Source organism: Acidimicrobiales bacterium (genome assembly GCA_036491125.1).
Lineage (GTDB): Bacteria > Actinomycetota > Acidimicrobiia > Acidimicrobiales > AC-9 > AC-9.
Window position 1 is genome coordinate 14,478 of record DASXCO010000021.1, and the last position, 13,140, is coordinate 27,617.

Sequence of the window (13,140 nt, forward strand, 5' to 3'; positions counted from 1 at the left end):
AGGTGGCCGTTCGGCCCCCTGCGGGGTTGACGCTCGTGCGGAGTGGCAGCATTTAGAGTTGACGGCAGCCGAGCTGGTCCCTCAAGGGGCCGCGCCACACACAGCACGGAGCGATCACGAGCCCGGACTGGAGACGAGCGTTGGTGAGACAGCGGAGCCCACTCCCCGCCGGGGAGGGAGGCCAGCAAGCGGCGACGCGAGAGACCCCCGTCGCTCCGGATCCGCCAGAGACGACCGCGGACCTGGGGAACGGCCGCCCTCGGCACCGCAGGGCGTCGCTGGCCGCCGGGCTCCTGCGCACGGCGCGCCCCCGCCAGTGGGTGAAGAACGTGCTGGTGTTCGCAGCGCCGGGCGCGGCCGGCGTGCTCGGGCACCCTGGCCCCTTCCTCCGCACGCTGGCGGCGTTCGGGATCTTCTGCGTGACTGCCAGTGGCATCTACTTCGTGAACGACGCGCTCGACCAGACCGCCGACCGACTGCATCCCACCAAGCGGTACCGTCCGGTGGCGTCGGGCATCGTCCCCGTCAGGATCGCCGTGGGGGTCGGTGTCGGCCTCATGGTCGCCGGCATCCTGCTCGCCCTCCTGGTGAAGGGACAGCTGGCGCTCGTCATGACCATCTACGTGGGCATCACCTTCGCCTACAACATGTGGCTCAAGGACGAGCCGGTGGTCGACCTGGCGGCCGTCGCCTCCGGGTTCGTGCTCCGGGCCATCGCCGGTGGCGTGGCCGCCGGTGTCGTGCTGTCGAACTGGTTCCTGATCGTGGCCTCGTTCGGATCACTGTTCATGGTCGCCGGCAAGCGGCACGCCGAGCACCTCGACCTGGGAGACAGCCGGGAGGACCACCGGGCCACCCTCGGCCAGTACTCACTGTCCTTCCTCCGCCACGTGCGCTCGGTCGCGTCAGCGGTGGCCATCGCCGGCTACTGCGTGTGGGCATTCGAGAAGGCGGCGGTCGCGGGCCACGGGGCGATCTGGTTCCAACTGTCGATCGCTCCGTTCGTGCTCGCCGTTCTCCGCTACGCCCTGTTGCTCGACGCCGGCAAGGGCGGCGCTCCCGAGGACATCGTGCTCGGCGACCGGCCCATCGAGCTGATGGGAGCGGCGTGGATCTTCCTCTTCGCCCTTGGCGTCTATGCCGTCTGAACGCCCCCGGCCCCATCCTCGGGCCGTCGAGCTGCTGACCGGCTGGGGTCGCACCGCTCCGACGGCGGCCGAGGTGGCTCGTCCCTCGGTCGCCGGCGACGTCGGCGAGGCCCTGAGCGCCACCCCGGGTCGGGGGCTCATCGCCCGGGGCCTGGGGCGCAGCTATGGCGACGCCGCCCAGTGCGCAGGTGGCCTGGTGATCGACGCCACGGGCCTCGACCGGATCCGCGGTGCCGACCTCACGACCGGAGAGCTCACGGTCGACGCCGGGGTCAGCCTCGACACCCTCATGAAGGTGTTCCTGCCTCGCGGGTGGTTCGTGCCCGTGACCCCGGGGACCCGCTTCGTCACCGTCGGCGGGGCGATCGCCGCCGACATCCACGGCAAGAACCACCACCGCGACGGCAGCTTCGCGTCACACGTGAGCGCCTTCACCCTCGCCACGCCGACCGGTCGTCGCCAGGTGACACCCGGCGACGACCCCGAGCTGTTCTGGGCGACCGCCGGCGGGCTGGGGCTGACCGGCGTCGTGCTCGAGGCAACCCTTCGCATGCTGCCCGTCGAGACGACCCGCATGCGGGTCGACACGGAGCGGGCCAACGACCTCGACGACGTCCTCGCCCGCATGGACAGCCGGGACCACCTCTACAGGTACTCGGTTGCGTGGATCGACTGCCTGGCTCGCGGTCGTTCCCTGGGCCGCTCCGTCCTGACCCGCGGCGACCACGCCCGTCTCGACGAGCTGGCCCCGGGCGAGCGGCCCACTGCCCTCGACTTCGACCCCTCGATGCTCCTGGAAGCTCCCCCGGTCGTGCCCGACGGCCTGCTCAACCGGCTGACCGTGGCCGCCTTCAACGAGCTGTGGTTCCGCAAGGCGCCAAAGCGCCAGGAGGGCCGCATCGAGTCCCTGGCGGGCTTCTTCCACCCCCTCGACGGAGTCGGCTCCTGGAACCGCCTCTACGGCTCGCGGGGTTTCCTCCAGTACCAGATGGTCGTGCCGTTCGGCGCCGAGGACACGCTGCGGGTGGCGCTCGAGCGCCTGAGCGCCGCCGGCCTGGCCTCGTTCCTCGCGGTGCTCAAGCGCTTCGGCCCCGCCGACCCGGGACCGATGTCGTTCCCGCTGCCGGGCTGGACGCTCGCCCTCGACCTGCCGGTCGGCCCAGCGCAGCTGGGCCCACTTCTCGACGGCCTCGACGACCTCGTCGTCGAGGCCGGGGGGCGCGTCTACCTGGCCAAGGACTCGCGGCTGCGGCCGGAGCTGCTGCCCGCCATGTACCCGCGGCTGGACGAGTGGCGGACCGCACGCCGCCGGGTCGACCCCGACGGCGTGCTCTCGTCGGATCTGGCTCGCCGGCTGCGGCTGTTGGGAACCGAGCCTTCGGGCCGGCCCCCGGAGATGGCCTCTGCCGGCCTCACGAGAGGAGACCAGCAGTGAACGACGCCCTCGGCTCGCCCCAATCAGTGCTCGTGCTCGGCGGCACGTCGGAGATCGCCAGGGCGACGCTCCGGACCCTGATCGCCCGCCGCTGCCGGACCGTCGTGCTGGCCGGACGCGACCAGGCGAGCCTCAACGAGGCCGCGATCGAGGCGCGCAACGTCGGAGCCACCAAGGTGGAGACGGTGACCTTCGACGCGTTGCAGGTCGCCGACGCCACCCGCCGGGTCGACGAGGTGTTCGACCGCCACGGCGACATCGACCTGGTCCTCGTGGCTGCAGGTGTCCTCGGCGACCAGGAGGCCGCCGAGAAGGACCCCACCGCCGTGGGCGAGATCCTCACCACCAACTTCACGGGCCCAGCCTCGGCGATGCTCGCCTGCGGCGCCAGGGCCACGGGGTCCTGGTTGTGCTGTCGTCGGTGGCCGGTGAGCGGGCCCGGCGGGCCAACTTCGTGTACGGCTCGTCGAAGGCCGGCCTGGACGCCTTCGCCCAGGGTCTGTCCGACTCGCTGGTGGGCTCCGGAGCGAGAGTGCTCATCGTCCGACCCGGCTTCGTGCACACCCGGATGACCGCGGGCATGAGCCCCGCCCCGATGGCTACGACGGCCGACGAGGTCGCCGCGGTTATCGTCCGCGGCCTCGAGAAGGGCGCCGACGTGGTCTGGGCCCCGCCCGCGCTGCGGTGGGTGATGGTCGTGCTGCGCCACCTGCCCCGAGGGCTGTTCCGCCGGATCCCCGGCTGATGGGCGGGCGGGCCGGCGCGGGAGCCGGCCCGCGAGCGCATCCTGCCGCCCAGGCGGTCGCCGCCTTCGACTTCGACGGCACCCTGACCCGGCGGGACAGCCTGCTCTCCTTCCTCGTCTTCGTGCGCGGGCGAGCGACGACCGCACGGGCGGTCGCCGCCGAGAGTCCCCTGTTCGCTCGCGTCCTGCTGGGCCGGGCGTCTCGAGACCAGGCAAAGGAGGCGCTGTTGACGCGCCTCCTGGCAGGTGCCGAGGTCCAGCAGCTCTCGGACTCCGGCCGGGCGTTCGCCGAACGGCTGGTCACCCGGGAGATCCGGCCGGCGATGCGCCGACGCCTGGACTGGCACCGGCGCGCCGGTCATCGAGTCGTCATCGTCTCCGCCTCGCCGACCATCTACCTGGATGCGGCCGGTCGCCAGCTCGGCGTGGACGCCGTGCTGGCGACCGAGCTCGAGGTCGGCCCCGACGGCAGGCTCACCGGCAGACTGGCGGGGCGCAACTGCCGGGGCGACGAGAAGGCCAGCCGCCTGCGGGCCTGGTTGGACAGCTCGGGGTACGAGCCGTCGAGCCAGGTGTGGGCCTATGGGGACAGCCGGGGCGACACCGAGATGCTGGCCCTGGCCGACGTGGCCACCTGGGTGGGCTGGCGTCGCCGGCTGCCCCGCCACCCCGCGCGGGGCCGCTAGCGCTGCCCGGCCCGCTTATCCCGCCAGGCGACTGTCCATAACCAGCTGGAGCTGGCGCTCGTAGCGGTCGAGCACGTCGTCCCACCGGTAGCGCTCCTCGACGTAGCGCCGCCCCGCCTCGCCCAGCGCCCGTGCGAGGGCCCGGTCGGCGACGATGGCGTCCACCGCCACCTCGAACTCGGCGAAGCCCTCGTAGGGGATGGCGCCCCCGCTGCGCCGGGCCTGGCCGGCGAGCACGGCGCAGCGCCCCTGGACCAACGCCGCCTTGCGCTCGGCCCACGCCTCGGTGAGGACCATGGAGAAGCTCTCGAAATACGACGGCACCACGGCAGCCAGAGCGCCCGTGAGCGCGCCACGACGGGTGGGCTCGTCGACGAAGCCAGTCAGGAACACATCGGGATGGGGGGGCAGCTCGCTGACCTGCTCGCCGAGGACCACGAGAGCGAGGTCGCTGCGGTTGCGGCGCTTGTAGGCGAGGAAGTACTCGTAGAGCTCCTGGGAACCCTTGTGGGGATCGACCCGGCCCACGAACAGCAGGTACGGGCGCTCGCCCACCCCGAAGGCGGCCCGAAAGGCGTTGTCGTCTCCAGGGCGGTCGACCTCGACGCCCACCCCGGTGACACATGAGGGACGGCTCAAGTGGAAGCGACGCTCGACCAGCTCCTGCTCCTCTTCAGTGAGAAAGCCCAGCGCATCCGGGACGCGGAACACGATGTCGAACAGGTCCAGGTACAGCGGCGGCTCGTCGTGGGCGGTGGGATGGAGCAGCGTGGGGCGCAGGTGGGCAGCGACCGGGAGACCCACGAACGTTGTCTCGTACAAGTAGGTGAAGAACACGACCACGTCGTAGTCGCAGGCGTGCGCTTCCAGCCACGGCGCCAACCCCGGCACATCGGGTCCCTGCATCCGCATCCACTCCCGCTGCAGGTGGAAGGGCACGGGCTTGCGACCGCTCACGACACGCTGGTGGATGGGTGCGAAGAGTCGGGTCTCCCGCGGGCGGCGGACCGCGAGGCGGTGGACCAGCACTCCCTCGACCAGGTCCGTGCCGGGTGGGTAGGAGTTGGCCCAGTCCACGTAGCTGACCGCGCAGCTGGTGAGCACCTCCACCTCGTGGCCGCGACGGGCAAGGCGACTGGCGAACTCGCGACAGCACTGCTCGGCGCCGCCCGCCACCTCGGCGCCGTAGCGCTGCACCACGAAGAGAGGGCGCATCAGGCCCCGACCGACCGGAGGTGACCGAGGAGGGTCCTGCGGCCTACGCCCGGATCCAGCTCGCGAATGCGACGCCGTCCCCTGCGCACCAGCTCGGCCCGCACGCTCTCCTCACCGGCAAGCACCGCCATGGCTTCCGCCGCGACCAGTGGGCTGTCCTCGGGGTCCAGGAGCAGCCCGGCACCGGCCATGGTCTCGGGAATGGCTCCGTAGGCGCGTGCGAGCACGGGAACGTCGAACGCCATGGCTTCGATCAGCGGCGCGCAGAAGCCTTCGTGCTCGCTCGCTGTCACGAACACGTCGGCGGCCCGGTAGCACGCGGCGAGGGACTCATCGCTCACCCGGCCGATCATGTGGGCCCCGCGCAGGTTGAGCTCGGCGATGTAGTCATCGAGCGCCTGACGGTACGGCCTCAGCCGGTCCATCCCGACCAGCACGAGGTGGGCCCCGGGCTCGAGGTAGGTCACCAGCGCGTGGAAGGCGGACAGGAGCCATTCGGGACGCTTGTGTGGCAGGATCTGGCCGACGAAGAGAAACACCGGCCCGTCGAGGCACGACAGGTAGTCGGCCATGGTCGTATCGGGAGGAACGGAGCGCAGGGCATCCGTGTCCACGACGAGCGGGCTGACGACCACGTTGCGGAACCCCAGGGATCGAAGCTCGCCGGCGTTGAACTCAGAGACCGCCACGGCCAGCTCCGCTTGAGAGGAGAGCCTCGCCAGCTCGCGCCGTCCGGTCTCGAGCAGGTCGGCAAAGGACAGGTCGTACGGCACCCAGTGCTGCGAGGGCGAGATGTTGTGGTAAATGAGGGCCAGCGGCTCCGGGCGCTGGTCGAGGAAGGCGAAGACCGATGGCTCCCCGATCGACGCGTGGTAGACGACGAGGTCTGCGCCTTTGCTGCTCGTGTGGCGCGAGTAGCCACCGAGGGGATGGACTCGCCCGGTCAGGAGCGGGTCAATGTGCTCGGCGAAGATCTCCGACGGGCCAAGGCTGCGCAGCTCGTCCTGGAGGTCGAGAGCGGCGTTGGTGATGGCGTCAGCCGCCGATGCCGCGACGAGGACCTGGTGGACCTCCATCAACGAGTTGCGATGAGGGCGTAGTCCTGGGGTGCGAACAGCAGCTGGTTGAGCCGGCGGACGTTGGCAGCGCGAACGTCCTCATCGTCGGCCGGAGACTCCAGCACGTCGTCGTGGGGTGGTGGCGAGCGCCACAGGAGCTCGATGCTCTCGAACCCAGCCTCGCGGAAGAGGAACTCCAGATAGGCGGGATGGACCGGGCGCACGTGGGTCGGATCGACGTAGAACGGGTGGGCGAAGGCGTACAGCGATTGCGGGTTCACCGTCTCGATCAGCAGCTTCCCGCCGGGGCGTAGCTTGTCGCGGGCCAGCAGCGCCAGGTCTGCTGCCTCCTGGGCCGTGAGGTGCTCGATCACCTGGATGAGGACGATTGCCCCGAAGCCGCCGTCGACCACCCTCGCCAGGTGCGCGAGCCCGTCGCCCGTTTCGACGGCGAGCCCTCGGGCCCGACCCTCCTCGGCCAGCTCGGGATCGATCTCGATGCCGGTCGCCTCGATACCGAGCTCCTTCAGGAGGGTGAGGAACTCGCCCCGGCCACACCCGAGATCGAACACCGGCGCTGACTGCCCCAGTCGCTCGGCCAGGTCTCGGTACCGTTCGGCTAGCTCGTCCCAGCTCCCCCGGAACTCCTCGGCGAACCGGGACCCCTTGAACCAGGGCCGGAACTGCCGGCGGGCCTCGCGGGCCTCCAGGGCCTCGACCCGGCGGTGGAGGTCGGCCATGCCGGCGGCGGACTCGACCGGCGCCCGCTCGTAGGAGGCCCACCGCTCGACCAGGACGTCGACCATGCCGACCAGGTCGGGGTGGGAATGGTCGCGGGCGTCAGTTGATGTGCCGGCCAGCTCGTCGAGGACGTCTCGAAGGGCGTCGGCGAACTGCTGGACCTGGGTGAGGACGCCTTGGGTCTGCCGGCTCGTGACCTTGCCCACCCCGCGGTGGATGGCGCTGCCACCGGGCATCTTGGACCACATCTGGATGCGCTCGGGGCTGAACGACGAGAAGGCGGCGAGGCGGTCCAGCTTGGCCTGGAACTGGGTCCGGTCGGAGCTGGCCCTGGTCCCCACGATCCGCTGGAAGTGCGCCTCCAGGTTGAGCTCCAGCCCGGGCGGATAGTCCCCCGCTTCTCGGCGGTCTCGGACCCGGCTCCGCAGGGTCTCGAGCAGCTCGTCGAGATCGGTGGGCAGGGGTGGGCGCTGCTGCTCGTCCACGGCGGCGACATCGTATCCGAGCCCGGTCGTCACGACGGAACGGAGACGCCTTCGACGGACGTCCCGTCGCCGACCGTCTCCTCGACGATGGCAGCGAAGCGAGCCCGGCTGCGCTCCAGACTGAGCTCAGCCAGCCGGGCCCGGCCGGCGTCGAGCAACACGGCGCGCAGAGCCGTGTCGTCGACGACTCGGTGCACGGCCGCGGCCACGAGGGCGGGGCCCTTCGCCGGCAGCACGACGCCACCGGCGCCCACCGTCTCGGGGACGGCGGCGGCGCCGAAGGCGACGATCGGCAGTTGGTGGTGCATCGCTTCCAACAGCGGCACACAGAACCCCTCGTGGTCGGAGCAGCACACGAAGACGTCGGCGGAGCGGTAGTACGCAGCGAGCTGCTCGTCGGTCACCGACCCGGGCATGTCGACGGCCTCGGCCAGCCCCAGGTGGGCGACGAAGCGGTCGAGTGCCCGCCGGTAGGCGGGTGACGAGATGCCGCCGACCAAGCGCAGCCGGGCCTTCGGGTCATAGGCCTGGCGGTAGGCAGCCAGGGCCTTGATGAGGTCGTGCTGGGCCTTGTGGGGCGCGATCCGGCCCACGAACAGCAGGTCGGCGCCACCGGCCCGGCGGGCCGCCATCAGGCGGTCGACGGTCGCGGCGTCGGCGTCGCCGTCGCCCCGCCCAGAGCCCAGATCGATAAGGAGCGGTGCCACCGTCGTCGATCGAAAGCCGGCCTCGGTCAGCTCGCGGCGGTTGAATCGCGACACGGCGATGGCCAGCACGACGTCGGGGGCCAGCTCGACCAGCTGTTGATGGCCGAGCGCGGTGGCCTGCGCCACCTCGGGGTCCCATGCCTCCAGGTAGGCCGACGGGGTGACGTTGTGGAAGTTCACCAGCTTGGGCTCGGGACACCCGGCCACGAAGTCACCCACCGGGCTGCCGATCGAGCTCTGGTAGAGCAGCCACGACCGGCGCTGATGCCGGCCCCGATGACGCTGCCCACCGAACTGCCGGTAAGGGTGGGCCTCGCTCGCCATCTCCGACCGGGCCTCGCCGGCGAAGATCTCCGAGCCGAACCCCATGTCACGCAGCAGGGCGCGCACCTGGAGGGTGTGGGCTCCGATGGCGTCGCGCGGCGCGAGCGTCGGGATGAACTGATGGATCGCCTCGGGCCTCAACTGGCGCGCACGCCCACGACGGCAAAGGTGGCGGGGCCGTCCGGCCCCTCGCCGAGGTGAACCTCGATCTTCTCGAATCCACCCTCGACGAGCAGATGGTGCCAGGTCTCGGCGTGGAGAGGCCGACCAGGGCTCAGATCGGCCACGGCCACGGGAACGGCACGGGCCCAGGCCTCGGGACTCGTGCCCAGCACGACCAGGACTCCACCGGGACGCAGCTTGGCCCTCGCCTGGTCGACCAGGCGGGGCTGGGCGGGCGGGGCCAGGAGGTCGACGAACCCGCTCAGCACCGCGCCGCCCAGGGCCCCGTCGGCCAGGGCCCGGAGGTGGCGCAGGGGATCCTCGAGGCGGGCGTCGAGCCCCGTGCCGGCGGCCCGGTCGAGCAGATCGTCCCTGGTGTCGACCCCGTACGCGGTGACGTCCCTCGCCGCCAGGGCCCGCAAGAGGCCACCGTCGGCGCAGTCGGCGTGGAGGACAGGCCCTGGCGCGCCGGCGGTCGCGGCGCCGACGGTGTCGAGCCATGGCGCAGGATCGAAGGGCGGCGCCAGGCGGCCTGCAGCATCAGCCGCGCCGCCGACGCCCTCGAGCCGGCTGACCCGGTCGTCCAGCATTTGCAGCAGCCGGGTCGTCGCCGAGCCGAACCGGGTCAACTGGTCGGCGACGTAGTCCAGGTACCACCACATCAGCTTGCGGAGGGCGCCCTTCGCCAGCTGACCGCCAGGGATGTTGGACAGCACCGGCACCTCGACGTCGACGTGCGACGACCGCTCGGCCACTTCGAGGACGGCGCGGAAGGCGCCCTTGTCACTGTCGGGCGCCTGGGCGGCGAAAGCGTCGTCGAGCCGGCGCTCGAAGCTCGGCAGCAGGTCGCCGGACATGCGCCGGCGTCGCAGATCCTCACCGATCTCGGTCAGGATGTCCTCACGGGACGGGCCCCTCCCGGTGTCGCCGCTGCTCACGTCGCGGCCCGCTCCTCCAATGACGAGTTGTGCCCGTCGATCCGCAACGAGAGGGACAACGCGCCGAACTGCTTGGTCGGGTTCATCACCTGGAAGCCGGCCTTCTGCTCCCACCAGTCGTACGCCGTGCTGTCGTCGGGGCTGTGGATCCAGATGCCGAGGTCGTAGCTGCCGTCGAGGAGCGGCACCGAGTCGAAGGAGAACACGATCTCGCCGGGACCGTGGAGGCGACCCACCGGTTGGTCCTCGATCGCGGTACTGGAGCCGTAGAGCAGCTCGCCCCTGATGTCGTAGATGGCAATGCCGATGATCGGGTCCGTGACCGGGTTCACGGCATCGAAGAAGACGCGAACCCGGAGGGCCTCGCCGGGCAACAGGTAGGGCCGATCGTCGGCTCCGTCGTGCTCGACGGCGACGCCGGTGATGCGGACCTGCAGGTTCCTCTTGCGCTCCTCGGCGGACTGGGACCCGTCACCCTCCCCTTCCTCCGGCTCGACCGCCTCGCCGGCGGCCAGCAACCGATCACGGAAGGTCCGGATCGCCTCACCGGGACTGCCCGATCCGGCCACCCGCCCGTGGTCGAGCACATACCCGCTGTCGCAGACCTGACGGATGAGGTCGGGGGCGTGTGATACGACGACGATCGTGCGGCCCTCGCTCTGGAAGCGCTTGATGCGCTCGAGGCACTTGCGCTGGAAGTTCTCGTCGCCGACCGCCAGCACCTCGTCGACCAGGAGCACGTCGGGCTCGACGTTGACTGCGACGGCGAACCCCAGCCGCGTGTACATGCCCGACGAGTAGTACTTCACCTGGTTGTCGATGAACTGTTCCAGCTCGGCGAAGGCCACGATGTCGTCGAAACGACGCTCGATCTCCTTCTTGGGCATGCCGAGGAGCGAGGCGTTGAGGAAGATGTTGTCCCGGCCCGAGAGCTCAGGTTGGAAGCCGGTCCCGAGCTCGAGCATGGCCGCCAGCTGACCGTGCACGATGATCTGTCCGCTGGTGGGCTGGAGGATGCCGGCGATGCACTTCAAGAGGGTGGACTTTCCCGACCCGTTGGCCCCGAGAAGACCAACCGTCCGTCCCTCGGGTATCTCGATCTGGATGTCGTCGAGAGCCCAGAACTCCTCGTAGGGAATCCGGTTGAGGTGGATCACCCGCTCCTTGAGCGAGGTGTACTTCTCGTGGTAGAGCCGGAACTGCTTCGAGACGTGCTCGACCTGTATCGCCGCGGCCACCTGGTCAGAGCTCCTCGGCGAAGTTGCCTTCGAGCCGCCCGAAGACGGTCAGGGCACCGATGAACGCCACCGCCGACACCCCGAGCACGATGAGCAGCAGCCACAGGTACTCGCCCGGTCCCCACAGAGGCAGGATCTGGATCGGCTTGCCATCGGTGCCTGTCGGAAAGGGCTTGGCGTAGAGGGCCCGCTGGAAGGTGAGGACGATGGGTGTCACGGGGTTGAGCAGGTTGATCCAGCCGATGCCGTGCTCGGCGAGGCGCCCGGCGATGGTCTCGTAGGCGTAGACGATCGGGGTGCCCCAGAACCAGGCCACCAGCACCAGCTCGAGCAGGTGCTGGGTGTCACGGAGGTAGACGTTGACGGCCGAGAGGAACACGGCCAGGGCGGCCGCCAGCACGACGACAGCCAGCATGGCGGGCACGAGCAGTGGCAGGTAGTGCAGCGCCGGCTTGACCTGGAAAGCCGCCAGCGCGACGAGGAGAACCAGGGCCTGGAGGAAGAAGAAGACCAGGGCCGCCCCGACGGACGCCAGGGCGAGCATCTCGCGGGGGAAGGCGACCTTCTTGATCAGCGGAGCGCCGCCCACCACCGCAGTGGTCGCGCCCATGACCGAGGCCGAGAAGAAGTTCCAGACCAGCAGCCCACAGAGCAGGAAGATGGCGAAGTACGGGATCGTGTTGCGGAGTGCGATCTGGAACACGAAGAAGAACACGGCCAGGTACAGGGCCGGGTTGAGCATCGACCACACGAACCCCAGGACGCTGTCCTTGTACTTGACCTTGAGCTCCTTGCCGATCAATCCCAGCAACAGCTCCCGGTGACGCCACAGGTCGGGAAGCCGGCGCCACACCGAGACGTTCGAGGACACGACCCGGGTGGGCGTGTTGCGGCGACGGCGATCCGCCCCGTCCGGTTCGGTCGCGGCGGGAGGCTCGTCGGAGATGGGGGCGCGCTGGGCTTCGATCGACATACCGTCCTAATGAGCCATCCGGGGCGCCAGGTTGGGCAAAAAGGTAGGGCCTATGGGAATCAGGCTACCGCCCCAGTCACGCCCTGAGGTGCAGGTCCAAGGGGACCCGGGCGCCGCGGCCCGGCGGGCGCCCGATACGGTACACGGCTCGGGCGGCGAAACCCCCGGGCCGTCGGCCGGGCGGACGCCGTCCTCAGGTCGTGATCGAGGTGGCCACCGAGCGCTCTATCACCTGGTCGATGAACCCGTAGTCGCGGGCCTCCTCGGCGGTGAACCAGCGGTCGCGGTCTGAGTCGGTCTCGATGCGCTCGACCGGCTGGCCGGTGTGGAAGGCGATGCGCTCGGCCATCATGCGCTTGAGGTAGACGATCTGCTCGGCCTGGATGGCGATGTCGGCCGCCTGGCCCTGCATCTGCCCCGAAGGCTGGTGCATCAGGATCCGGGAGTGCGGCAGGGCGTAGCGCTTGCCGGGAGCGCCCGAGCAGAGGAGGAACTGGCCCATGGAGGCGGCCAGCCCGACGCAGATGGTGGCGACATCGCACCGGACATACTGCATGGTGTCGTAGATCGCCAGGCCGTCGGTCACCGAGCCGCCCGGTGAGTTGATGTAGAGCGCGATGTCCCGGTCGGTGTCCTCGGCCTCGAGGAGAAGCAGCTGGGCGCAGATGAGGTTGGCCGACCCCTGGTCGACCTGGCTGCCGAGGAAGACGATGCGCTCCTTGAGCAGCCGCTGGTAGATGTCGCCGGCGCGGTCGCCGGACCCGAGCTGACCAGTCGGCGTGAGCGCCAGCCCGGTTTCCACTAGATCAGTGTTACTCATGGAAGCTAAGGCTACCGTCCCGGCTCTGCTGAACCGGCGCCCGGGATCGAGCCCCCGGTAGCGTTGGCCCGGCACGCAGCACGCCAGCGGGCGTGGCGGAACTGGCAGACGCGCCGGGTTTAGGTCCCGGTCCCCGAGAGGGGGTGGAGGTTCGAGTCCTCTCGCCCGCACCCCAGTCCCCCGGGCACCCCACCCGGTAGCTTCGTCCAGATGCCCCACCTCGTCGTCGCACCGGACAAATTCCGGGGGACGGCGTCTGCCGGCGAGGTGGCCGCCGCCGTGGCCGGCGCGGCCCGCGCCCTGGGCTGGACGGCCGACGAGGTGCCGATGTCCGACGGGGGTGAGGGCCTGCTGCTGGCGCTCGGTGGGCGCCGCCACATCGCCACCGTGACGGGCCCCCTGGGCAACCCGGTCGAGGCGGAGTGGCGCATGCTGGAACCGCCCGCCGGCGCAGAGCCACTGACC

14 protein-coding genes and 1 tRNA gene are annotated in these 13,140 nt (G+C 70.5%); 7 read left to right on the forward strand and 8 right to left on the reverse strand.

Going from position 1 to position 13,140, the window contains the following annotated elements:
- The first annotated feature begins 143 nt into the window (after positions 1-143).
- Genes VGF64_01565 through VGF64_01585 form a run of 5 tightly spaced genes read left to right on the forward strand, consistent with a single transcriptional unit; the run spans position 144 to position 4,014 of the window.
- Entirely contained in the window at positions 144-1,148 is a 1,005-nt protein-coding gene (locus VGF64_01565) for a decaprenyl-phosphate phosphoribosyltransferase (protein HEY1633417.1), read from the forward strand.
- A complete protein-coding gene (locus tag VGF64_01570) occupies positions 1,138-2,583 on the forward strand; it encodes an FAD-binding oxidoreductase (GenBank protein ID HEY1633418.1) in 1,446 nt (481 codons plus the stop codon). Before VGF64_01565 ends, VGF64_01570 begins: the two co-directional genes overlap by 11 nt.
- Positions 2,580-3,155, forward strand: a complete 576-nt coding sequence (locus tag VGF64_01575; protein HEY1633419.1) for an SDR family NAD(P)-dependent oxidoreductase — start codon at positions 2,580-2,582, stop codon at positions 3,153-3,155. Before VGF64_01570 ends, VGF64_01575 begins: the two co-directional genes overlap by 4 nt.
- An 8-nt stretch (positions 3,156-3,163) precedes the next feature.
- Complete coding sequence (locus VGF64_01580; protein ID HEY1633420.1) at positions 3,164-3,328, forward strand: hypothetical protein; 165 nt, start codon at positions 3,164-3,166, stop codon at positions 3,326-3,328.
- A complete protein-coding gene (locus VGF64_01585; protein HEY1633421.1) occupies positions 3,328-4,014 on the forward strand; it encodes an HAD family hydrolase in 687 nt (228 codons plus the stop codon). Before VGF64_01580 ends, VGF64_01585 begins: the two co-directional genes overlap by 1 nt.
- Before the next feature lie 15 nt (positions 4,015-4,029).
- Here the strand turns inward: VGF64_01585 and VGF64_01590 are convergent, their stop codons facing one another.
- The 8 genes from VGF64_01590 to VGF64_01625 all read right to left on the reverse strand — a co-directional run bounded on the left by VGF64_01590 (position 4,030) and on the right by VGF64_01625 (position 12,675).
- Positions 4,030-5,229 carry a glycosyltransferase family 4 protein gene (locus VGF64_01590; protein HEY1633422.1) on the reverse strand — a complete coding sequence of 400 codons (1,200 nt, stop codon included), beginning with the start codon at positions 5,227-5,229 and terminating at the stop codon, positions 4,030-4,032.
- Positions 5,229-6,305, reverse strand: coding sequence for a glycosyltransferase (locus VGF64_01595; protein HEY1633423.1), 1,077 nt, complete (start codon positions 6,303-6,305; stop codon positions 5,229-5,231). Before VGF64_01595 ends, VGF64_01590 begins: the two co-directional genes overlap by 1 nt.
- The gene (locus VGF64_01600) at positions 6,305-7,513 is read right to left on the reverse strand and encodes a methyltransferase domain-containing protein (GenBank protein HEY1633424.1); all 1,209 of its coding nucleotides are present in this window, start codon (positions 7,511-7,513) and stop codon (positions 6,305-6,307) included. Before VGF64_01600 ends, VGF64_01595 begins: the two co-directional genes overlap by 1 nt.
- A gap of 29 nt (positions 7,514-7,542) precedes the next feature.
- Positions 7,543-8,685 (reverse strand): glycosyltransferase family 4 protein, encoded by a 1,143-nt coding sequence (locus VGF64_01605; GenBank protein ID HEY1633425.1) that lies wholly within the window; start codon positions 8,683-8,685, stop codon positions 7,543-7,545.
- A complete protein-coding gene (locus VGF64_01610; protein ID HEY1633426.1) occupies positions 8,682-9,644 on the reverse strand; it encodes a hypothetical protein in 963 nt (320 codons plus the stop codon). Before VGF64_01610 ends, VGF64_01605 begins: the two co-directional genes overlap by 4 nt.
- Positions 9,641-10,882, reverse strand: coding sequence for an ABC transporter ATP-binding protein (locus VGF64_01615; protein HEY1633427.1), 1,242 nt, complete (start codon positions 10,880-10,882; stop codon positions 9,641-9,643). Before VGF64_01615 ends, VGF64_01610 begins: the two co-directional genes overlap by 4 nt.
- Before the next feature lie 4 nt (positions 10,883-10,886).
- Positions 10,887-11,855, reverse strand: coding sequence for an ABC transporter permease (locus tag VGF64_01620; GenBank protein ID HEY1633428.1), 969 nt, complete (start codon positions 11,853-11,855; stop codon positions 10,887-10,889).
- A gap of 193 nt (positions 11,856-12,048) precedes the next feature.
- Positions 12,049-12,675 carry an ATP-dependent Clp protease proteolytic subunit gene (locus VGF64_01625; protein HEY1633429.1) on the reverse strand — a complete coding sequence of 209 codons (627 nt, stop codon included), beginning with the start codon at positions 12,673-12,675 and terminating at the stop codon, positions 12,049-12,051.
- An 86-nt stretch (positions 12,676-12,761) separates the two neighbouring features.
- Between VGF64_01625 and VGF64_01630 the strand changes: the two genes are divergently transcribed.
- Positions 12,762-12,845, forward strand: a tRNA-Leu gene (locus VGF64_01630).
- Between the two features lie 40 nt (positions 12,846-12,885).
- The coding region (locus tag VGF64_01635) for a glycerate kinase (protein HEY1633430.1) at positions 12,886-13,140 on the forward strand (255 nt) is incomplete at its 3' end.

Bases quoted from the DNA above. Each gene is read 5' to 3' on its own strand.
- VGF64_01570 (HEY1633418.1), top strand. From the start codon at position 1,138: ATGCCGTCTGAACGCCCCCGGCCCCATCCTCGGGCCGTCGAGCTGCTG.
- VGF64_01580 (HEY1633420.1), top strand. From the start codon at position 3,164: ATGAGCCCCGCCCCGATGGCTACGACGGCCGACGAGGTCGCCGCGGTT.
- VGF64_01585 (HEY1633421.1), top strand. From the start codon at position 3,328: ATGGGCGGGCGGGCCGGCGCGGGAGCCGGCCCGCGAGCGCATCCTGCC.
- VGF64_01590 (HEY1633422.1), bottom strand. From the start codon at position 5,229: ATGCGCCCTCTCTTCGTGGTGCAGCGCTACGGCGCCGAGGTGGCGGGC.
- VGF64_01595 (HEY1633423.1), bottom strand. From the start codon at position 6,305: ATGGAGGTCCACCAGGTCCTCGTCGCGGCATCGGCGGCTGACGCCATC.
- VGF64_01620 (HEY1633428.1), bottom strand. From the start codon at position 11,855: ATGTCGATCGAAGCCCAGCGCGCCCCCATCTCCGACGAGCCTCCCGCC.
- VGF64_01625 (HEY1633429.1), bottom strand. From the start codon at position 12,675: ATGAGTAACACTGATCTAGTGGAAACCGGGCTGGCGCTCACGCCGACT.